This is a genomic window from Nocardia sp. JMUB6875, from assembly GCF_041154655.1.
In the GTDB taxonomy this organism is placed as follows: domain Bacteria; phylum Actinomycetota; class Actinomycetes; order Mycobacteriales; family Mycobacteriaceae; genus Nocardia.
Window position 1 is genome coordinate 41,717 of sequence record NZ_BAAFGR010000008.1, and the last position, 24,903, is coordinate 66,619.

1 protein-coding gene (running past one end of the window) is annotated in these 24,903 nt (G+C 70.1%); it reads left to right on the forward strand.

The features are described from left to right. Positions 1–24,903 carry the 5' portion of a non-ribosomal peptide synthase/polyketide synthase gene (locus ACAM49_RS03800; protein ID WP_369634050.1) on the forward strand. 18,798 nt of this gene lie beyond the right edge of the window, so only the first 24,903 of its 43,701 coding nucleotides appear in the window; the start codon lies at positions 1–3; its stop codon lies off the right edge, out of view.

The window sequence follows — 24,903 nt, forward strand, 5'->3', positions numbered from 1 at the left end:
TTGAACCGGCTGGATTTCGGCGGCAACGGCGACGCTGGCAGCGAAATCGCACCGGGAACGGGCGAGCTTTTCCCGTTGTCGCCCGCGCAGCTCGGTATCTGGTACTCCCAGCACCTGGACCCGCAGGTACCGATCAATATCGCCCAGTACGTGGAGCTGCGCGGCGAACTCGACATCGAGTTGCTCGAACGCGCCATGGTGCACGGCTCCGAGGAGTTCGGCTCGGGCTTCCTGCGCATTGTCGAACGTGACGGCGAACCCATGCAGATGGTGGACCACTCGCTGGACCGCACCATCTACCACGAGGACTTCACCGCCGAGGCCGATCCCGCCGCGGCCGCCCACGCCTGGATGCGCGCCGACTACAGCGCCCCGCTGGAGCTGACCCGCGACCGCCTCATCAAGACGGCCATGCTGAAGCTGGCCGACGGCCATTACTACTGGTACGCCCGCATTCACCACATCGTGCTGGACGGCTTCGGCGCGGTGACCTACCTGACCCGCGTCGCCGAGCTGTACACCGCGTTCGTGAAGGGCGTCGAGCCCGCGCCGCACAAGCTCACCGATCTGCCCACCCTGGTCGAGCAGGAATTCGCCTACCGCGACTCCAGCCGCTTCAAGTCCGACAAGGAGTACTGGGCCGAGCGGGTCGCCGGGCTCGAGGACGGCACCAGCCTGGTCGGCCGCTCCGCGCCGCCGGCCGCCGTCAACCGGATCGCCACCGGTGCGCTCACCGGCGAACAGAACACCCTGCTGGAAGAGGCCCTCGCCCGCCACGAGTCCTCGCCCGCCGGTCTGCTCATCGCCGCGTTCGCCGCCTACCTCGCGCAGTGGACCGGCAACGAGGACGTCATCCTCTCGCTGCCGGTGACCGCTCGTACCACCGCGATCATGCGCCGCTCCGGTGGCGCGGCGTCCAATATCGTTCCGCTGCGCCTGCGTATCGCCCACGGCACCACCGTGTCCGAACTGCTCAAGCAGGTGACGGTCGAGGTCTCGGGCGCGCTGCGCCACCAGCGCTACCGGGCCGAGGACATTCGCCGCGACAGCGCGGGCGATTTCACCGGCGGCGAGGTCGGGTCCCAGTTCTTCGGCCCGTGGGTCAACATCATGTTGTTCCACAACGAGGTTGTGCTCGGCGACATCACCGGTGAATACAGCGTTCTCTCAACGGGTTCCATCGAGGACCTGGGCGTCAACTTCTACCAGTCGGTGAAGGGCACCCGGAACCACATCGACTTCGAGACCAACCCGAACCTGTACTCCGAGGACGAGACCCAGCGCCACCACGCGCGGTTCCTGGAGTTCTTCGACCGCTTCCTGGCGGCGGGGGAGGGCCAGGCCGTCTGGAGCCTGCCCATCACCACGGCTTCCGAGCGCACCCGCACGCTGGTCGAGTGGAACGAATCGGCGCACGAGGTGCCGGTCACGACCCTTCCGGCGTTGCTGGACAAGCAGATTCCGCTGCACGCCGATCGGGTCGCCGTCGAATTCGAGGGCGAGCAGCTGACCTATGCCGAGTTCGGTGAGCGCGTCAACCGCCTGGCGCGCTTCCTGATCGCGGACGGGGTCGGGCCGGAATCGCTGGTGGCCCTGGGCATGCGGCGCTCGCTGGACCTGGTGGTCGGCATGCACGCCGTGCTGCGCGCCGGTGGCGCGTACGTGCCGATCGACCCGGATCACCCGGCCGATCGCACCGCCTACATCCTGGAGTCCGCGGGACCGGTCTGCGTGCTGACCACCGCCCGCGACGAGCTCGAGCTGCCGGAGTCCGTGCGGCGCTTGGAGATCGACACCCTCGACGTGTCGGCGTACTCCGCCGAGCCGGTGACCGATGCCGACCGCATCGCCCCGCTGCGCCCGGACAACACCGCCTACGTCATCTACACCTCGGGTTCCACCGGCCGGCCCAAGGGCGTCGCGGTCACCCACCACGCCATCGTCAACCAGGAACTCTGGATGCTCGACGAGTATCCGATGACCGCCGACGACGTCTACCTGCAGAAGACCGCCACCACCTTCGACGTGTCGCTGTGGGGCTACTTCATGCCGCTGCTGGTCGGCGCGAAGCTGATCGTGGCCACCCCCGACGGCCACCGCGATCCGCTGTACGTGGCCGAGATGATCGAGCGCCACGGCGTGACGGTGACCGACTTCGTGCCGTCCATGCTGACGGTCTTCGTCTCGCACGCCACGCGGGCCCAATGTGCCTCGCTGCGCTACGTTTTCGTGATCGGTGAGGCGCTGCCGCCGGAGACCGGCGCGGGCTTCCGCGCGATCTCGGGCGCAGGTCTGCACAACCTGTACGGCCCCACCGAGGCCGCGGTCTCGGTCACCTACTGGGAGAACACCGAGGCCGACACCGTCACGGTGCCGATCGGCCTGCCCGAGTGGAATGTCGAAGTCTACGTTCTGGATTCGCGCCTGCGCCCGGCCGCGATCGGTGCATCGGGTGAGCTCTACCTCGCGGGCCGTCAGCTGGCGCGCGGCTACAAGGGCCGTCCGGATCTGACCTCGGATCGCTTCGTGGCCAACCCGTTTGCCGTTGCTGAGCGCATGTACCGCACCGGTGACCTGGTGCGGTGGAACGAGTCCGGCGCGCTGGAGTACATCGGCCGCACCGACTTCCAGGTCAAGTTCCGCGGCCAGCGCATCGAGCTGGGCGAGATCGAGACCGATCTGCTCGCGCACCCGGCCGTGAGCCAGGCCGCCGTGCTGGTCATGGACACCGCGACCGGTCAGCAGCTGGTCGCCTACGTGGTGCCGATGCCCGGCCTCACCGTGGACCCGGCCGAACTGACCCGCTTCGTCGCCGAGAAGCTGCCGACCTACATGGTCCCGGCGGCGATCATGGTGCTGGATGCCTTCCCGCTCAACACGTCCGGCAAGCTGGACCGCAAGGCCCTGCCGGAGCCGGTGTTCAGCGCGGACGCCGCCGGTTACCGCGCACCCCGCACCGCCGCCGAGGAGATCGTGGCGGGCGTGTTCGCCGATGTGCTCGGCCACGAACGCGTCGGCGTCGACGACAACTTCTTCGATCTGGGCGGCAACTCGCTGGTCGCCACCCAGGTGGTCGCGCGCATCTCGGCCGCGTTCTCGACGCGACTCGGTGTGCGTGCGCTGTTCGAGACCCCGACGGTCGCGGGTCTCGCCGCGCGCGTGGAAGCCGCTGGCCCGTCGGAGCTTTCGCGTCCGCCGCTGGTCGCGCAGGAGCGTCCGGAGCGGGTGCCGCTGTCGCTGGCGCAGCAGCGCATGTGGTTCCTCAACCAGTTCGACCCGACCGTCCCGACCTACAACCTGCCGTTCGTGGTGCGGATGCGCGGGCAGGTCGATATCGAGGCGCTGCAGCTGGCGCTGGGCGATGTGGTCGCGCGCCAGGAATCGCTGCGCACCATCTTCCCCGAGTCCGGCGACGGCGGCTTCCAGCGGGTGCTGCCGGTGGACGAGGTCGATCTGGGCATCGAGATCGTCGACCTCGCCGAGGCCGAACTACCCTCGGCGCTGGCGGAATTCGCCTCGGCGGGCTTCGATGTCTCGACCCAGCTGCCGATCCGCGTGCGGGTGTTCCGCGTCGCCGACGAACCCGACGACGTCGATCTGGCCGTCGCGTTCGTCGTGCACCACATCGCCGCCGACGGCTTCTCGTTCGGCCCGCTCTCGCGCGATATGACCGCCGCCTACCTGGCGCGCATGTCCGGCCAGGCGCCCGCCTGGACGCCGCTGCCGGTGCAGTACCAGGACTTCAGCATCTGGCAGCGCGAGCTGCTCGGCTCGGAGTCGGATGCCGAATCCATGGCCGCCCGCCAGATCGCCTACTGGCGTGAGACTTTGGCGGGCCTGCCGGACCAGCTGGACCTGCCCTCGGACCGCCCGCGCCCGGCCGAACCGACCTTCGCCGGTGATCGGGTGCGCTTCGAGATCGACGCCGATCTGCATCGGCGCCTGGTCGAGCTGGCCCGCGCCAACGGCGTCAGCCTCTTCATGGTCATGCACGCCTCGATCGCGGTGCTGCTGGCCCGCCTGAGCGGCTCCACCGACATCTCGATGGGCACCCCGATCGCGGGCCGCGGCGAGCAGGCACTCGACGATCTGATCGGCATGTTCGTCAACACCCTGGTGCTGCGCTCCGAGGTGGACGGCGACGAGCGCTTCGCCGACTTCCTGCGCCGCACACGGGAATCCGATCTCTCGGCCTTCGCACACGCCGACGTGCCCTTCGAGCGACTGGTCGAGGTGCTCAACCCGGCGCGCTCGCAGTCGCGGCACCCGCTGTTCCAGGTCATGCTGTCGTTCCAGGAGATGTCGCACGCCGCGGTCGAGCTGCCGGGGCTTTCGGTCAGCGCCGACGAGGTCGACGTCGACATCGCCAAGTTCGACCTGCAGTGGACGCTCACCGAAAAGCGCGGCGCCCAGGGCGATCTGCGCGGCATCGAGGCCGTCGCGCAGTACGCGAGCGATCTGTTCGACAAGGCCACCGTCGAGTCCTTCACGACGCGACTGCTGCGCATCCTGGAGACGGTCACCGCCGATCCGGAAGCCGTCATCGGCGATATCGACCTGCTCGACGACGCCGAACTTGCGCTGGTCACCGGCGAATGGATCTCGGCGGGACCGGATTCCGGCCGCGAGCTCACCCTGGTCGACCTGTTCGAGACCGCGGTGGCCGAGCACGCCGACCGCACCGCCGTCGTCTTCGACGGCGAGCGCCTGACCTACAGCGAGCTCGACGAGCGCGCGAATCAGCTGGCGCGCGCCCTGATCGAGGCCGGGGCGCGCCCCGACACCCTGGTCGCGGTGGCCCTGCCGCGCTCGGCCGATCTGGTCGTGGCACTGCTGGCGGTGCTCAAGGCGGGCGCGGGCTATCTGCCGGTCGACCCGACCTATCCGGCCGAGCGCATCGCGTTCATGCTCTCCGACGCCGATCCCATCTGCGTGGTGACCACCGCCCGGCACGAATTGCAGCTGCCCGCAGCGGTTCCCGTGCTCACCGTGGACGATCCGGCTGTCGCGGAACTGGATTCGTCACCGCTGACCGACGCCGATCGCCGCGGCACCCTGCGCCCGGCCGATATCGCGTACGTCATCTACACCTCGGGCTCCACCGGCCGCCCCAAGGGCGTGCTGATCCCGCACCGAAACGTGGTGCGGCTCTTCGACAACACCGATGCCTGGTTCCATTTCGACGAGAACGACGTGTGGACCATGTTCCACTCCTACGCGTTCGACTTCTCGGTGTGGGAGCTGTGGGGTCCGCTGCTGTTCGGCGGCACCCTGGTCGTTGTCGACTACTTCACCTCGCGCTCGCCCGAGCAGTTCCTGGAGCTGCTGCGCGAAGAGCGCGTGACGGTGCTCAACCAGACCCCGTCGGCGTTCTACCAGCTGGCCGAGATGGATCGGATCGCCGGCAAGTCCGCGGATCCGCTGTCGCTGCGCTATGTCGTGTACGGCGGTGAGGCGCTGGAGCTCCGGCGTCTCAACGACTGGTACAAGCGGCACGAGGACGACGCGCCGCGCCTGATCAACATGTACGGCATCACCGAGACCACGGTGCACGTCACCTACCGTGCGCTCGACAAGGCCGCGGTGGCCGCCGCCAACGGCAGCCTCATCGGCCAGGCCATCCCGGGCCTGCGGGTCTACCTGCTCGACACCCGGCTGCGTCCCGTTCCGGTCGGCGTGCCCGGTGAGATCTATGTCGCCGGTGAGCAATTGGCGCGCGGCTACCTGGGCCGCCCGGACCTGTCCGCGGCCCGCTTCGTGGCCAGCCCGTTCGACGGCGAGTCCGGCGCTCGGCTGTACCGCTCCGGCGATATGGCCAAGTGGAGCGCCGAGGGCGACCTGGTCTACCTCGGCCGCGCCGACGACCAGGTCAAGGTGCGCGGCTTCCGCATCGAGCTCGGCGAGATCGAGGCGGCCGTGCTGGCGCGCCCGCAGGTCAGCCAGGCCGCGGTGATCGTGCGCTCGGACGACCGGCTCGGCGACCAGATCGTCGCGTACCTGGTTCCGGCCAGCGGCGTGATCGATCTGGACGCGGTGAAGGCCGGTGTGCAGCGCAACCTGCCGGCCTACATGGTGCCGTCGGCTTACGTTGTGCTGCACGAGATCCCGCTGACGCCCAACGGCAAGCTGGACCGCCGCGCCCTGCCCGCGCCCGCCTTCGAGGTGCGCGAGTTCCAGGCGCCCGCGACCCCCATCGAGGAGATCGTCGCCCAGGTCTTCGCCGAGGTGCTGGAACTCGGTTCCGATCACCGCGTCGGCGCGCACGACGACTTCTTCACCCTCGGCGGCAACTCGCTGATCGCCACCCAGGTGGCGGCCCGGCTGGGCACCGCGCTGGACACCAAGGTGCCGGTGCGCATGCTGTTCGAGGCGCCGACCGTCGCCGCGCTGGCCGCCCGCGTGGAATCGCAGGTCGGCGCGGGTGCGCGCAAGGCCCTGGTGGCCCGCGACCGTCCCGCAGATGTGCCGCTTTCCCTTGCGCAGCAGCGCATGTGGTTCCTCAACCGCTTCGACACCGCCTCGGCGGTGAACAACATCCCGGTCGCCATCCGGCTGACCGGTGAGCTCGATATCGCGGCCCTGCAGGTCGCGGTCATCGACGTCATCGACCGCCACGAGTCGCTGCGCACCGTCTTCCCGGAGACCGCGCACGGCCCGGTCCAGCAGATCCTGGACGCCGCGCAGATCGTGCCCGACCTGACGCCGGTGCCGGTCACCGAGGCCAACCTCATCGACCACCTGGTCGAGCTGGCCACCACGGCCTTCGACGTCACCGACGAAGTGCCCTTGCACGCGGCGCTTTTCGAGATCAGCGAGTCCGAGTACATCCTCGGCATGGTGGTCCACCACATCAGCGCGGACGGCTGGTCCATGGGCCCGCTGGCCCGCGACGTGATGGTCGCCTACGCCGCCCGCACCTCGTGGGAGGCCCCGGCCTGGGCGGAACTGCCGGTGCAGTACGCCGACTACGCGCTGTGGCAGCGCGAGGTGCTGGGTTCGGAGAGCGACCCGGAGTCGTTGATCTCCAAGCAGATCCGGTACTGGACCGACGCGCTGGCCGATCTGCCCGACGAGCTGGTGCTGCCCTCGGATCGGCCGCGTCCGGCGGTGGCCAGCTACCAGGGCGGCACCTACCCGTTCGCCATCTCCGCCGAAACCCAGCAGGCGCTGGTGGAATTGGGCCGCAGCCACAATGCCTCGCTGTTCATGGTCATGCACTCCGCGCTCGCGGTGCTGCTGGCCCGGTTGTCGGGTACCTCCGATATCGCGATCGGCACCCCGGTGCACGGCCGCGGTGAGGCCGCCCTCGACGATCTGATCGGCATGTTCGTCAACACCCTGGTGCTGCGCACCGAGGTGGACGGCTCCGAGACGTTCGCCGATCTGCTGGCCCGCTCCCGCGACGCCGACCTGCACGCCTTCGCGCACGCGGACGTGCCGTTCGAGCGCCTGGTCGAGGTCATCAACCCGGCGCGTTCGCAGGCCCGGCATCCGCTGTTCCAGGTCATGCTGACCTTCCAGAACACCCGCCAGGCCAGCCTGGAACTGCCCGGCCTGTCGGTCAACGGCATCGACTACGACGCCCGCCTGGCCAAGTTCGACCTGCAGCTGACCCTGCAGGAGGCCCAGGACGACCACGGTGAGAACGCGGGCATGTCCGCCGAGATCTCCTACGCGCTGGACCTTTTCGACGAGCCGACCATCGAGGCGTTCGCGCGGCGACTGGATCTGATCCTGGCCGCCGTGGTCGAGAACCCGGAGCTGCCGCTCGGCGATATCGACCTGCTCGTCGGCGACGAGGGCGCGCGCGTCCTGCGCGACTGGAACGAGACCGCGCACGAGATCGAACCGGCCACACTGGTTTCGCTGTTCGAGGCACAGGCTCTGACCAGCCCCGATGCGCCCGCCGTGGAGTTCGAGGGGACAAGTCTGTCCTACGCCGAGTTCTCGGCGCGGGTGCACAAGCTGGCCCGCAAGCTCATCGCCCAGGGCGTCGGCGCGGAATCGCATGTGGCGCTGGCCATCCGGCGTTCGCTGGATCTGGTCGTGGCCATGTACGCCGTGCTGGAGGCCGGCGGCGCGTACGTGCCGCTGGACCCCGACCAGCCGGACGAGCGCATCGACTATGTGCTCGACACCGCGCGCCCCGCCGCCATCCTGACGACCAGCCGCGACGACTTCGTCACCGGCCGCAATGTGCCGGTCCTCGAGGTCGACACCCTCAACCTGGACGCCTACTCCGACGCACCGATCACGGACGCCGAACGGGGACAGGCGATCCGGCCCGAGCACACCGCGTACGTCATCTTCACCTCCGGTTCGACCGGCCGCCCCAAGGGTGTGGCCGTCGAGCACGGCGCGATCGTGAACCGCCTGCTGTGGATGCAGCACGAGTACCCGATCGACGCCGATGACGCTGTGCTGCAGAAGACTCCGGCGACCTTCGACGTGTCGGTGTGGGAGTTCTTCTGGCCGTTGCAGACCGGTGCGCGGCTGGTGGTCGCCAAGCCGGACGGGCATCGCGATCCGGTGTACCTGGCGCAGATCATCGCCGACGCGGGCATCACGACCGCGCACTTCGTGCCGTCGATGCTGTCGGTGTTCGTGGCCACGCTCGGCAACGAGAGCGGCGATTCCGCCATTGCCGCACCGCGTTTGCGGCAGGTCTTCGCCTCGGGTGAGGCGCTGCCCGCGCCGACCGCGCAGAAGCTGCGCGAGCTGACCGGTGCGCGCCTGCACAACCTGTACGGCCCGACCGAGGCGGCCGTCGACGTCACCTACCACGAGGTCGTGGACGCCGACACCGTGTTCGTGCCGATCGGCCGCCCGGTGTGGAACACCCGGACCTACGTGCTCGACTCGCGCCTGAACCCGGTCGCGCCGGGTGTCGCGGGTGAGCTCTATCTCGCGGGCGATCAGCTGGCCCGCGGCTACCTGAGCCGCCCGGACCTGTCCGCGGATCGGTTCGTGGCCAACCCGTTCGGCAACGGCGAGCGCATGTACCGCACCGGTGACCTCGTCTCCTGGACCGCCGATGGCGAGCTGAACTACCTGGGCCGCACGGACTTCCAGGTGAAGCTGCGCGGTCTGCGCATCGAGCTGGGTGAGATCGAGGCGGCGTTGCTGGCGCAGCCGTCGGTGGCACAGTCGGTCGTGGTGGTCCGCACCGACGCGCACGCCGGTGATCAGCTCGTCGGTTACGTTGTCCGCGAGCCGGATTCGGTCGTCGATATCGATGCCGTCAAGGCGTCGCTGAGCGGTTCCCTGCCCGCCTACATGGTTCCGGCCGCGATCGTGGTGCTGGATGCCTTCCCGGTGAACGCCTCCGGCAAGCTGGACCGCAAGGCGCTGCCCGCTCCGGTGTTCGAGGCCAAGCGTTTCCGCGCCCCCTCGACCCCGATCGAGGAGATCATCGCGCAGATCTTCGCCGACCTGCTCGGCATCTCCGGACCGGAGAATGGCACCGGGCGCGTGGGCGTGGACGACGACTTCTTCGAGCTGGGCGGCAACTCGCTGGTCGCCACCCAGGTGGTGGCCCGACTGTCGGCCGCGCTGAACGCCGAGATCGGCGTGCGCGTGCTCTTCGAGGCCCCGACCGTGGCGGCGCTGGCCGCCCGCGTGGAATCGCACGCGGGAACCGGTGTGCGCCAGGCGCTCACGGTGCAGACCCGGCCCGAGTACCCGCCGCTGTCGCTGGCGCAGCAGCGCATGTGGTTCCTCAACCGGTTCGATCCGGAGTCGGCCGCCAACAACATCCCGGCGGCCGTAAGGCTCACCGGCGCACTGGATCTCGACGCCATGCGCGGCGCGATCGCCGATGTGATCGCCCGCCACGAATCGCTGCGCACCATCTACCCGTCGCACGAGGGCGTCGCCTACCAGAAGGTGCTGCCCACCGGCCGCGCCGTGCCGGAGCTCGAGGTCATGGACGTGACCGAGGGCGAGCTGTACGCCGCGGTGTACGCCTTCGCGGCGCAGGGCTTCGACGTAACCGCCGAGACCGCGGTGCGCCTGCGCGCCTACCGCCTGGCCGCGGACGATCACGTGCTGGTGTTGGTGGCCCACCACATCGCCGCCGACGGTTTCTCGATGAACCCGCTGGTGCGCGACCTGATGACCGCCTACATCGCGCGCAGCCACGGCGAGACCCCGGGCTGGACCGATCTGCCGGTGCAGTACGCGGATTACGCGCTGTGGCAGCGGGAGACGCTGGGCTCGGAGGAGGATCCGCGCTCGCTCATCACCGAGCAGCTGGACTACTGGCGGGAGACGCTGTCCGGGCTGCCGGACGAGCTGCGGCTCTCGGCCAAGCCGCGCCCGGCCGTCGCCTCCTACGACGCGGGCACCCACCGCTTCCAGGTGCCGGGCGAGCTCATCGCCGGGCTGAACCGGGTGGCGCAGACCAATGGCACCACTCTGTTCATGGTGGTGCACAGCGCTTTCGCCGCGCTGCTGGCCCGCCTGAGCGGCACCGATGACATCGCCATCGGTATCCCGGTGGCCGGTCGTGGCGAGCAGGCACTCGACGATCTCGTCGGCATGTTCGTCAACACCCTGGTGTTGCGTTCGCCGGTGGACACCGGCGCGAGCTTCACCGACCTGCTGAAGACCGTGCGCGAGCGCGACCTGCAGGCCTTCGCGCACGCGGACGTGCCGTTCGAGCGGCTGGTCGAGGTGCTCAACCCGGCGCGCTCGCAGGCGCGGCACCCGCTGTTCCAGGTCATGCTGTCGTTCCAGAACCTGGGCCGCACCTCGCTGGAGCTGCCGGGTCTGAGCGTGTCCGAGCTGGCCATCGATCAGCAGTCGGCCAAGTTCGACCTGCAGATGACCTTGAGCGAGGTCGTGGACGGTGACTCGGCCATGGATGCCGAACTCGTCTACACCACAGACCTTTTCGACGCCCAGTACGCCGATGTCTTCGCGCAGCGTTTCGTCGCCATGCTCACCGCCGTGGCGGCCGATCCGACCCAGCTGGTCGGCGAGGTCGAGCTGCTCAGCGACTGCGAGCGCCGCAAGCTGCTGCTCGGCTGGAACGAGACCGCGTTCGAGCTCGACACCGCGCTGCCGGAGGTCACCGAAGGCGCCGCGGCGACGCTGGTTTCGCTGTTCGAGGCGCAGGTCGCGCTGACTCCCGAAGCGACCGCCGTCACCTTCGAGGGGACAAGTCTGTCCTACGCCGAGTTCGCGGCGCGCGTCCGCAAGCTCGCGCGCTGGCTGATCGCCGAGGGCGTCGGGCCGGAATCGTTTGTGGCGCTGGGCATGCGCCGCTCCATCGATCTGGTCGCGGGCATGTACGCGGTCACCGTGGCCGGTGGCGCGTACGTGCCGCTGGACCCGGATCATCCGGCCGAGCGCACCCAGTACATCCTCGACACCGCGCGGCCGGTCTGCGTGCTCACCTCCGGTGACGACCTGGAAGGCCTCGAGGCGCGCCAGGTCCGGATCGACGAGCTGGATCTCGACGCGTTCGCCGACACCCCGGTCACCGATGCCGAGCGCATCGCACCGCTGCGTCCGGAGAACACCGCGTACGTGATCTTCACGTCGGGTTCGACCGGCCGCCCCAAGGGCGTCGCGGTCTCGCACGCCGCCATCGTGAACCGCCTGGTGTGGATGCACGCCCAGTACGGGCTGGCCGCCTACGACGTGGTGCTGCAGAAGACCCCCGCGACCTTCGACGTGTCGGTGTGGGAGTTCTTCTGGCCCTTGCAGGTCGGCGCGCGCCTGGTGGTCGCCAAGCCGGACGGCCACCGCGATCCGGCCTACCTGGCCGAGATCATCGTGCGCGAGGGCGTCACGGTCACCCACTTCGTGCCGTCCATGCTGGCGGTCTTCGTGGCCGAGCCCACGGCGGCCGAATGCGTCAGCCTCACCAATGTTTTCGCTTCCGGTGAGGGTCTGCCCGCGCCGACCGCGCAGAAGCTGCGCGAACTGACCGGCGCCCGCCTGCACAACCTGTACGGCCCGACCGAGGCCGCGGTCGACGTGACCTTCCACGAGGTCACCGATGCCGACCTCACCTCGGTGCCGATCGGTGCGCCGGTCTTCAACACCCAGGTGTACGTGCTGGATTCGCGTCTGAAGCCGGTTCCGGTGGGTGTCGCGGGTGAGCTCTACCTGGCGGGCGATCAGCTCGCCACCGGGTATGTCGCCCGCCCCGATCTGACCGCGGATCGCTTCGTGGCCAACCCGTTCGGTGACGGCAAGCGCATGTACCGCACGGGTGACCTCGTCACCTGGACCGGCAACGGCGAGCTGGAGTACCTGGGTCGCACCGACTTCCAGGTGAAGCTGCGCGGTCTGCGCATCGAGCTGGGCGAGATCGAGTCGGCGCTGGTCGCGCTGCCGTCGGTTGCCCAGTCGGTGGTCGTGGTCCGCCACGACGAGCGCACCGGCGATCAGCTGGTCGCCTACCTGATCGCCGCCGACGGCCATCTCGACGTGGATGTCGTGAAGGACTCTGTCGCCGAACAGCTTCCGGCCTACATGGTCCCGGCCGCGTTCATGGTGCTCGACGCCTTCCCGCTCAACGCCTCCGGCAAGCTGGACCGCAAGCAGCTGCCCGCGCCGACCTTCGCCGTGCGCGCCTTCCGCGCGCCGGAGACCCCGGTGCAGCAGACCGTGGCCGGCACCATCGCCGATGTGCTCGGCCTGGACCGGGTCGGCCTGGACGACGACTTCTTCGAGCTCGGCGGCAACTCGCTGATCGCCACCCAGGTGATCGCGCGCCTGTCGGCCGCGCTGGACGCCGACATCCCGCTGCGCACGCTGTTCGAGGCCACCACGGTGGCTTCGCTTGCCGCGCAGCTGGAATCGCGCGTCGGCACCGGGGCGCGCGCCGCCCTGGTCGCCCAGGAGCGCCCGGAGCTGGTGCCGCTGTCGCTCGCGCAGCAGCGCATGTGGTTCCTGAACCGCTTCGACAACCGCACCGCGGTCAACAACATCCCGGTGGCGCTGAAGCTCACCGGCGCGGTGGATCTGGACGCCTTCACCGCCGCCATCGGCGATGTGCTGGCCCGCCACGAATCGCTGCGGACCATCTATCCCGAGGTCGAAGGCGATGGCTACCAGCGCATTCTGCCGCTATCGGAGGTCGAGTTCGAGGTAGCCGCCCAGACGGTCACCGAGGCCGAACTGACCTCGCGCATCGTGCAGCTCGCCAGCGTCCACTTCGACGTCACCCGCGAGCTGCCGTTCCGCGCCACCGTGCTCAGCCTGAGCGAGACCGAGCACGTGGTCGTGCTGGTGCTGCACCACATCAGCGCCGACGGCGCCTCGCTGCGGCCGCTGCTGCGGGATGTGGTGGGCGCGTACCTGTCCCGCGCGAACGGCGAGGCCCCGGCCTGGGCGCCGCTGCCGGTGCAGTACGCCGATTACACGCTGTGGCAGCGCGAGATCCTCGGCGCGGAAACCGATCCCGAGTCGGTGGCCGCCGCGCAGATCGCCTACTGGACCAACCAGCTGGCCGACCTGCCCGAGCAGATCGAGCTGCCCGCCGATCGGCCGCGGCCGGAGGTCGCCACCAATGCCGGTGGCATCTACGACTTCTCGATCGACGCCGAGCTGCACCGCGCCCTGACGAGCGTGGCCCGCGAGCACGACGTCACCCTGTTCATGCTGGTCCACGCCGCCGTGGCGGCCTGGGCAGCGCGCCTGTCGCGCGCCACCGATATCGCCATCGGCACCCCGATCGCCGGCCGCGGCGAGCGGGCGGTCGACGACCTGGTCGGCATGTTCGTCAACACCCTGGTGCTGCGCAGCGAGGTTCGCCCGGACGCCGCGTTCCGCGACCTGCTCGCGCAGGTGCGCCGCACCGACCTGGCCGCCTTCGCGCACGCCGACGTGCCGTTCGAGCGGCTGGTGGACGTGCTCAGCCCGGTGCGCTCGCAGGCGCATCACCCGCTGTTCCAGGTGGCGCTGACCTTCGAGGCCGCCAGCGCCAAGGACGCGCAGACCGTCGAGCTGCCGGGCCTGGAGCTCGAGGTCGTCGAATTCGACGCGGGCACCGCCAAGTTCGACGTGCAGCTCACCGTGAGCGAGCGCGCCGACGGCTCGCTGGGCCTGTCCTGGAACTACGCCACCGATCTGTTCGACGCCGAGACCGTCGCCTCCTTCGCCGACCGCCTGGTGCGCGTGCTGCGCGCGGTCGCCGAGGACCCGGCCGCGCTCATCGGCGATATCGACCTGCTCGGTGAGGCCGAGCGCCACGATGTGGCCGAGAACTGGGTCTCCGCGGGCGAGGATGTCGGGGCCACCGCCTCGACCCTGTCCAGCCTGTTCGACGCCGCCGTGGCCGCGAACGCCGACCGCGTCGCCGTGCGCTTCGGCGACGAGGAGCTCACCTACAACGAGCTCGACCGGCGCGCGAATGTGCTGGCGCGCAGGCTGATCGGCGAGGGCGCGGGACCGGAATCGCTGGTCGCGGTGCTGCTGCCGCGTTCGGCCGATCTGGTGGTGGCGCTGCTGGCCGTGATCAAGACCGGTGCGGGCTACGTGCCGATCGATCCGACCTATCCGGCCGATCGCATCGCCTACGTGCTCTCGGACGCCAAGCCCACCAGCGTGGTCACCGACTCGACCGTGCAGGTCGAGCTGCCCGCGGGGCTGAACACCGTGCTGCTGGACGGCTTCTCGCTGGAGGCGGGCGATATCGAGGACGCGGCCGACGCGCCCGTCACCGATGCCGACCGCCTCGCCGCGCTGCGCCCGGACCACGTCGCCTACGTCATCTACACCTCCGGCTCCACCGGCCGCCCCAAGGGCGTGGCCGTGGCGCACCGGAACGTGGTGCGGCTCATGGCCAATACCGATCGCGAGTTCGGCTTCGGGCCCGAGGACGTGTGGACGCTGTTCCACTCCTACGCCTTCGACTTCTCGGTGTGGGAGCTGTGGGGCCCGCTGCTCTACGGCGGCAAGCTGGTCGTGGTCGACTACTACGTCTCCCGCTCGCCCGAGCAGTTCCTGGAACTGCTGCGCCGCGAACAGGTCACGGTGCTCAACCAGACCCCGTCGGCGTTCTACCAGCTGGCCGAGGCCGACCGCATCGCCGGTGACCAGCAGGCGCTGGCCCTGCGCTACGTGATCTTCGGCGGTGAGGCGCTCGAGCTGCGCCGTCTGTCGGATTGGGTTGCCCGCCACGGTGATTCGTCGCCGTACCTGGTGAACATGTACGGCATCACCGAGACCACCGTGCACGTGTCGGTGCGGGTCCTCGATGCCGAGACCATTGCCGCCGCAACCGGTTCCATCGTGGGCCGGGCCATCGCGGGTCTGCGCGTGTATGTCCTCGATGACCGCCTGCACCCGGTGCCGGTGGGCGTCGCGGGCGAAATGTACGTGGCCGGACCGCAATTGGCGCGCGGCTACCTGGGCCGCCCCGACCTGTCGGCGGCGCGCTTCGTGGCCAGCCCGTTCGGCACGCCGGGCGAGCGCCTGTACCGGTCCGGTGACGTGGCGCGCTGGAACCGCCGCGGCGAGCTCGAATACCTGGGCCGCGCCGACGATCAGGTCAAGGTGCGCGGCTTCCGCATCGAGCTCGGCGAGATCGAATCCGCCGTGCTCGCGCAGGCCGGTGTCGCGCAGGCCGCGGTCATCGTGCGCGAGGACCAGCCGGGCGATCAGCGCATCGTGGCCTACGTGGTGCCCGCCGAGGGCGTCGCGCCCGCAGTGGACGCCGTGCGCGACGGCGCGGCCGAGCTGCTGCCGTCCTACATGGTCCCGTCCGCCATCGTGGTGCTGGACCGGATTCCGCTGACCGTCAACGGCAAGCTGGACCGCCGCGCGCTCCCGGCCCCGGCCGTGCAGGCGCGGGCATTCCGCGCTCCGGAGACCCCGGTGCAGGAGACCGTCGCCGCGGTCTTCGCCGAGGTCCTCGACCTGCCGCGGGTCGGCCTGGACGACGACTTCTTCGACCTGGGCGGCAACTCGCTCATCGCGACCCGCGTGGTCTCGCGCATCGGCTCGGCCCTGGACACCACGGTCGCGGTGCGCACCCTGTTCGAGGCCACCACGGTCGAGGCCCTCGCGGCCCGCATCGAATCGCACGCCGACGGTGCTTCCCGCGCCAAGCTGGTGGCCCGCACGCAGGCTCCGGGTGAGCTGGTGCCGCTGTCGTTCGCGCAGCAGCGCATGTGGTTCCTGAACCAGTACGACACCTCGTCGGCGGCCTACAACCTGCCGCTGGCCATCCGTCTGACCGGCGAACTCGACACCGCCGCACTGGAACTCGCGGTCGCGGACGTGGTCCGCCGCCACGAGTCGCTGCGCACCCGGTACCCGGAGCACGGCGGCACGCCGATGCAGCTGGTCGTCCCGGCCGAGGAGATCGCCCTGGATCTGCGGCCGGTCGCGGTCGCGGCCGAGGATCTGACCGCTACCGTCACGGCCTTCGCCACCCTGGGCTTCAATGTCGCGGAACAGGTTCCGCTGCGCGCCCGACTCTTCCGCGTGGGCGCCGAAGAGGCCGCCGAGCACGTGCTCATGGTGGTCGTGCACCACATCGCCGGTGACGGCTTCTCCATGTCGCCGCTGGCCCGCGACGTCATGGTCGCCTACACCGCCCGCACCCAGGGCGCGGTGCCCGGCTGGGCCCCGCTGTCCGTGCAGTACGCCGACTTCGCGCTCTGGCAGCGCGAAGTGCTGGGCTCGGAAGAGGATTCGTCCTCGATCATGGCCCGCCAGGTCGCCTACTGGCAGCGCGTGCTCGGCGGCGTGCCCGACGAGCTGGCGCTGCCGACCGACCGCCCGCGCCCGGCCATCGCCTCGCACCGCGGCGCGACGCTGCAGCGGACGCTGTCGCCCGAGCTGATCGGCAAGCTGGAAGACGTTGCCCGCCAGCGTGGTTCGTCGCTGTTCATGGTCATGCACAGCGCCCTCGCGGTGCTGCTGGCCCGCCTGTCCGGCGGCGACGATATCGCCGTCGGCACCCCGGTCGCCGGTCGCGGTGAGGCCGCGCTCGACGACCTGGTCGGCATGTTCGTCAACACGCTGGTGCTGCGCACCGGCATCGACCCGGCCGAATCGTTCACCGATCTGCTGGATCGCGTGCGCCATACCGACCTCGACGCCTTCGGCAATGCCGACGTGCCGTTCGAGCGGCTGGTGGAACTGCTCGCGCCCGAGCGCTCGCAGGCCCGCAACCCGCTGTTCCAGGTCATGCTGGCGTTCCAGAACCTGGACCGCGCCAGCCTGGAACTGCCGGGGCTGACTGTCTCGACGCTGGATCTCGACGAGAACATCTCGCGCTTCGACCTGCAGTTCACCTTGTCGGAGAACAACTCCGGGATGCTGCTGGCCCTGACCTACGCCACCGATCTGTTCGACGAGGCCACCGCGGCCGGATTCGCGCAGCGCTGGCTGCGCGTGCTCGAGGCCATCGCCGCCAACCCGGAGATCGGTGTCGGCGCGATCGACATTCTGGATCAGGACGAGCGCGCCGATCTGGTGGCTCGCTTCGGTCTGCCCGCCGTCCCGGCGCGCACCCTGCCGGAGCTCATCGCCGACGCCGTCGCCATCAACCCCGACGCCCCGGCCGTCGTGTTCCAGGGGACGAGTCTGTCCTACGGCGAACTCGACTCCCGCTCGAACCGCCTGGCGCGCTTGCTCATCGAGCGCGGCATCGGCACCGAGGATCTGGTCGCCGTCGCCGTCCCGCGGTCGGATCAGTCGTACTTCGCCGAATGGGCGGTGTCCAAGACCGGTGCGGCCTTCGTGCCGGTGGACCCGAGCTACCCGGCCGACCGCATCGCCCACATGGTCACCGACTCCGGTTCGCCGGTCGGCCTCACCGTGGCCTCGGTGCGCGCGGACATGCCGGACTCGGTCGAATGGCTCGTTCTCGACGAGTTGGAGCTGAATGCGTTCGCGGACACCGCGATCGCCGATGCCGAGCGGGTGCGCCCGCTGCGTCCGGAGCACCCGGCCTACGTCATCTACACCTCCGGCTCCACCGGCGTCCCCAAGGGCGTCGTGGTCAGCCACGCCGGTCTGGCCAACTTCACCGTCGAGCAGGCCGAGCGCTACGCGCTGGACTCCGATTCGCGCGCACTGCATTTCGCATCGCCGTCGTTCGACGCGTCCATGCTGGAATTCCTGCTCGCCATCGGCAAGGGCGGCACCCTGGTGGTCGTCCCGCCGGGCACCTACGGCGGCGAGGAGCTCTCCGAGCTGATCCGCGCCGAGCGCGCCACCCACGCGTTCATCACCCCGGCCGCGCTGTCCACCTTCGGACCGGCGGGCCTGGACTCGCTGCGCGTACTGGTCGCCGGTGGTGAAGCCGTTCCGGCCGATCTGGTCGAGAAGTGGGCGGTTCCGTTGGCGGACGGCACGATTCGTGCCTTCCACAACGGCTACGGCCCGACCGAGACCACCATCATGACCAACATCAGCGACGCGCTGGTGCCGGGCGACCTGGTCACCATCGGCGGGGCCATCCGGGGCATGCAGTCGCTGATCCTGGACAACCGTCTGCGGCCCGTTCCGGTGGGCGTCGCGGGTGAGCTGTACCTGTCGGGCATCCAGCTGGCGCGCGGCTACCACGCGCGGCCGGGCCTGACCGCCGAGCGGTTCGTCGCCAACCCGTATGTGGACGGCGCGCGCATGTACCGCACCGGCGACGTGGTGCGCTGGACCGCGGACGGCCTGGTCGAATACGTCGGCCGCTCCGACTTCCAGGTCAAGGTGCGCGGTTTCCGCATCGAGCTGGGCGAGATCGACGCCGCGCTGGCCTCGCACGAGAGCGTCGACTTCGCGGTCACCGTGGGCCACAAGAACGCCGCGGGCGCGACCGCACTGGTGTCGTACGTCGTTGCCACGCCGGGTCATTCGATCGATGTGGCGGCCGTGACCGCGCACGTCGAGGGCCGACTGCCCGCCTACATGGTGCCGTCCTCCGTGATGGTCATCGACCGGGTGCCGCTGACCCCGGTCGGCAAGCTGGACCGCCGCGCCCTGCCCGAGCCGGTCTTCGCCACCGAGGTGGTCTTCCGGGCCGCGCGCAATGCGCTCGAGCAGACCATCGCCGAGGTGTTCGCCGAGGTGCTGGGCCTGGAGCGGGTCGGTATCGACGACTCGTTCTTCGCGCTCGGCGGCGACTCCATCGTCTCCATCCAGCTGGTGTCGCGGGCCAAGGCACGCGGCGTGGTGTTCTCGCCGCGCGACGTGTTCGAGCAGCGCACGGTCTCCGGTCTTGCCGCTGTCGCGGAAATCGCCGACGCCCAGGGCGATTCGGCCCCGCAGCTGACCGAGCTGCCGGGCGGTGGCGTGGGTGTCATGCCGCTGACGCCGGTGGTGCGCTTCATGGCGGGACGGCCGGGCGAGTTCGGCCGGTTCAACCAGACCATGGCGCTCGAACTGCCGATCGGCATCGATCGCGCGGGCATCGCCGCCACCGTCGGCGCGGTAATCGACCGCCACGACATGCTGCGGGCGCGCCTGCGCCGGGTGCCGGACGCCGACTGGATCGTCGAAACCGGCGCTCCCGGAACCGTGGACGCCGATGCGCTCATCGACCGCACCGAGTTCGATGCGAGCGCCACCGACGAGCAGCTGCTCGAGATCGCCACCGCCGCACTGGATGCCACGCTCGACAAGCTGGATCCGGCCGCGGGTGTTGTGATCCGGTTCGTGTGGCTCGAGCCCTCGGACAACTCCCGTGCCGGACGCCTCGTCGTCGCCGCCCACCACCTGGTGGTCGACGGTGTCACCTGGCGAATCCTGGTGCCGGACTTCGTGACCGCGTGGGGCCAGATCTCCGCCGGACAAACCCCCGAGCTGGTCGCCCCGGCGACTTCCATGCGCACCTGGGCGCACGCCCTCGAGCGGGAGGCCGCCACCGAGGAGCGGGTCGCCGAGCTCGACTTCTGGCGCAATGTCGTCGAGGGCCCGGATCCGCTGCTCACCGAGCGCGCCATGGATCCGGCCGTGGACGTCACCGCCACCGTCGCCAAGCACCGCGTCGAGCTGTCGGCCGAGGCCACCAAGGCCCTGCTGACCACCGTGCCCGCGCTGTTCCACGGCGGCGTCAACGACGGCCTGCTGACCGCACTCGCGTTGGCGGTGGCCAAGTTCCGCGCCGCCAAGGGACTGGGGGAGAAGTCTGCCCTCATCCGCCTGGAGGGCCACGGCCGCGAGGAAGAGGTCGTGCCGGGCGCGGATCTGTCGCGCACGGTCGGCTGGTTCACCGCCATCTTCCCGGTGCGCTTCGACCTGACCGGTCTCGACGTGGACGCCGCGCTCACCGGCGGACCCGCCATGGGCCGGGCCATCAAGGCCGTCAAGGAGCAGCTGCTTTCGGTGCCCGACAAGGGCATCGGCTATGGCCTGCTGCGCTACATGAACTCCGACACCGCCGCGCAGCTGCCCAAGCAGACGCCGGGTCAGGTCAGCTTCAACTATCTGGGCCGGGTCGGCGACGGCGATGTGCCCGAGGCGCTGCGCGGCTTCGGCTGGATTCCGGCGCCCGAGCTGGCGGATCTGGCCGGCGCCTACGACGCCGACATGCCCGCCATGGCCCCGATCGACATCAACGCGATCGTGGTCGGCGAGAAGCTCATCACGAACATCGGCTACCCGAGCACGCTGCTCGGGGCCGAGGAGATCGCGGAATTCGCCGCGCTGTGGACCAGTGCGCTGGAAGCCGTTGCGCGGCACGCGGAATCGGCGCAGGCGGGCGGCCACACGCCGTCCGACTTCGGCCTCGTCCGCGTCACCCAGCACGATATCGACGGCTGGGAGCAGCAGTACGGGCAGCTGAGCCAGGTGTGGCCGCTGTCCGCGCTGCAGGCCGGTCTGCTCTTCCACGCGCAACTGGCCGCCACCTCCGTGGACGTGTACACCGCGCAGGCGGTGCTCACCCTCGAGGGTCGCGTCGACGCGGACCGGCTGCGGTCGGCCGCGCAGGCGCTGCTCGAGCGGCACGAGATCCTGCGCACGGCATACGTGAACGACGCGTCCGGTGTTCCGGTGCAGGTGGTTCTCGACGGTGTGCGGGTGGCGTGGGCCAACCACGACCTCAGCGATGCCGCCGATGCCGAGGCCCGCGCCGCGGAGATCATCGCGGCCGACCGGATCCAGCGCTTCGATCTGACCGAGCCGCCGCTCATCCGCTTCACGCTGGTGCGCACCGGTCCGGCCGCCTACCGCCTGGCCGTGGCCAATCACCACATCCTGCTCGACGGCTGGTCCATGCCGCTGCTCATGCAGGACCTGCTGGTGCTCTACGCCACGCACTCCGACACCGCGGTGCTGCCGCCGGTGCGGTCCTACCGCTACTTCCTGGAATGGGTTGCCGCGCAGGATCGTTCGGCCTCGCTGGCCGCCTGGCAGCGGTCGCTGAGCGGCGTCTCCGAGCCGACCCTGCTGACCCGCCCGGACCCCAGCCACGAGATCACGGCGCTGTCCGGCGAGTACTTCTTCGACCTGGACGAGGCCGCCACCGCGCGCCTGACCGCCCTGGCCGCCGAGCTCGGCGTCACGCCGAACACCGTGCTCCAGGTGGCGTGGGGTCTGCTGCTGGGCCGCCTCACGAGCCGCGACGATGTGCTGTTCGGCACCACCGTTTCCGGTCGCCCGGCGCAGCTGTCCGGTGTCGAGTCCATGGTGGGTCTGTTCATCAACACCGTCCCGGTGCGGGTCGCCTTCGATCCGGCCGAGTCGGCGCGCTCGCTGCTCACCCGCACCCAGGGCGAGCAGGCCGACCTGCTCGACCACCACTACGTGGGCCTGGCCGACATCCAGTCGGCCGCGGGCATCGGCGGACTCTTCGACACCCTGGTGGTGTTCGAGTCGTATCCCGTTGACGCCGAAGGCATCCGGTCCCAGGCCGCCGATATCGACGGCATGGCCGTCACCGGCCTGGACGCCGCCGACGCGACGCACTACCCCCTGACCCTCATCGCCCAGCTCGACACCCGCCTGCGCATCCGCGCGGGTTACCTGCGCGACCTGTTCGACGAGGACACCGTCCATCGCATCGCCGATCGCCTGGTGCGCGTGCTGACCGCCATCACCACCGAACCGGCCGCGGCCGTCGGCGATATCGAACTCGTCGATGCCGCCGAGCGCGAGCAGGTCGTGACCGCGTGGAACCGGACCGGATTCGAGCTGGAGCCGGTGCTGGCCGACCGCACTGCCGCCGACGAGACCGGCACCGCCGCCGCGACGCTGGTCGCGATGTTCGAGGCCCAGGCCGCGCGGACGCCCGACGCGACCGCGGTCAGCTTCGAGGGGACGAGTCTGTCCTACGCCGAGTTCGGCGAGCGGGTGCACCGCCTGGCGCGCTGGCTCATCGAGCGCGGCGTCGGCGCGGAATCGTTTGTGGCGCTGGGTATGCGGCGCTCCCTCGATCTGGTTGTGGGCATGTACGCCGTCGCCGCCACCGGCGCCGCGTACGTGCCGCTGGACCCGGATCACCCGGCCGAGCGCACCGAGTACATTCTCGAGACCGCCGACCCGGTGACCGTGCTGACCTCCGGTGAGGATCTGCCGATCAACACCGCGCAGGTGCGCATCGACCTGCTGGACCTGTCGAGCTACTCGGCGGCCCCGCTGACCGATGCGGATCGCCGTGCGCCGCTGCGGGATTCGAACGTCGCGTACGTGATCTTCACCTCCGGTTCGACCGGCCGCCCGAAGGGTGTGGCCGTGCCGCACTCGGCGATCGTCAACCGTCTCATCTGGATGCAGGCCGAGTACGGTCTGACCGCCGATGACGTGGTGCTGCAGAAGACCCCGGCCACCTTCGACGTGTCGGTCTGGGAGTTCTTCTGGCCGCTGCAGATCGGCGCCAAGCTGGTCGTCGCCAAGCCGGACGGCCACCGCGATCCGGCCTACCTCGCCGATCTCATTGCCCGCGAAGGCGTCACGGTCACCCACTTCGTGCCGTCCATGCTGGCCGTGTTCGTCGCCGAGGAGGCCGCGGCGCGCTGCACCAGCCTGCGCATGGTCTTCGCCTCCGGTGAGGCGCTCTCGCCCAAGCCCTCGCACAAGCTGCGCGAGCTGACCGGCACCGAGCTGCACAACCTGTACGGCCCGACCGAAGCCGCGGTCGACGTCACCTACCACGAGGTCGTCGACGCCGACGTGGACTCGGTGCCGATCGGCCGCCCGGTCTTCAACACCCAGGTGTACGTGCTGGATTCGCGACTGCGGCCGGTGCCGGTCGGCGTCGCGGGCGAGCTGTACCTGGCGGGCACCCAGCTGGCGCGCGGCTACGTCGCGCGACCGGACCTGAGCTCGGATCGCTTCGTGGCCAACCCGTTCGCCGACGGCGAGCGCATGTACCGCACCGGTGACCTCGTCACCTGGACCGCGGACGGCGAGCTGGAGTACATCGGCCGCACCGACTTCCAGGTCAAGCTGCGCGGTCTGCGCATCGAGCTCGGCGAGATCGAATCCGCGCTCACCGCACTGGATTCCGTCGCGCAGTCGGTGGTCGTGGTCCGCAATGACCCGCACGCCGGTGACCAGCTGGTCGGCTACGTCATCCCCGCACCGGGCCGGACCGTCGACGTCGAGGCCGTGCGCGCCGAGATCGGCGAGAGCCTGCCCGCGTACATGGTGCCGTCGATCCTGATGGTGCTGGACGAGTTCCCGCTCAACGCCTCCGGCAAGCTGGACCGCAAGGCGCTGCCCGCGCCGGTGTTCGAGGCCGCGGTCTTCCGCGCCCCCGTCACCCCGGTCGAGCAGATCGTCGCCGGTGTGTTCGCCGAGATCCTCGGCCTGGAGCGGGTCGGCCTGGACGACGACTTCTTCGCGCTCGGCGGCAACTCGCTCATCGCCACCCAGGTGGCGGCGCGCCTGTCCGCCGCGCTGGACACCCACCTGGGCGTCCGCGAGATCTTCGAGTCCTCCACCGTGGCCGCGCTGGCCGCCAAGGCCGAAACCCATTCCGGCGCAGGGACTCGCCAGCCGCTGGTCGCGCAGGAGCGGCCCGAGCGGCTGCCGCTGTCGCTGGCCCAGCAGCGCATGTGGTTCCTCAACCGGTTCGATCCCGAATCGGCCACCGAGAACATTCCGGCGGCCGTGCGCCTGTCGGGTCTGGTGGACCGCCAGGCCCTGCAGATCGCCGTGGCCGACGTGCTGGCCCGCCACGAGTCGCTGCGCACCCGGTTCCCGGAGATCGACGGCCAGGCGTTCCAGGAGATCGTGCCGACCGGCCAGGTCATTCCGGACCTGACCCCGGTCGAGGTCACCGAAGCCGAACTGCCGCAGGCGCTCTCGGCGCTGGTGCTGCGGGGCTTCGACGTCACCGTCGATGTGCCGTTCCGCGCCAGCCTGTTCGAGGTCAGCCCGACCGAGCACGTGCTGGCCCTGGTGGTGCACCACATCTCCGCCGACGGCTTCTCCATGGGCCCGCTGACCCGGGACATCATGACCGCCTACGGCGCGCGCGTGGCCGGCGGCGAACCCGAATGGCAGCCGCTGGAGATCCAGTACGCCGACTTCGCGCTGTGGCAGCGCGAGGTGCTCGGCGACGAGAACGACCCGGAATCGGTGATCGCCCAGCAGATCTCGTACTGGCGCGACGCGCTGGCCGGGCTACCCGACCAGCTCGACCTGCCCTCGGACCGGCCGCGTCCGGCCGTCGCCTCGGGCCGCGGCGCCACCCACCTCTTCGAGGTGGACGCCGAAACCCACGCCGCCCTGGCCGAACTCGCCCGCACCCGCGGCGCGACGCTGTTCATGGTTATGCACTCGGCGCTGGCCGTGCTGCTCTCGCGCCTGTCGGGTGAGCGGGACATCGCCATCGGCACCGCCATCGCGGGCCGTGGCGAGCGCGCCCTCGACGACCTGATCGGCATGTTCGTCAACACCCTGGTGCTGCGCACCGAGGTGGACGGCGGCCAGGGCTTCACCGAACTCCTGGAAACGGTGCGCGCCACCGACATCCAGGCCTTCGGCCGC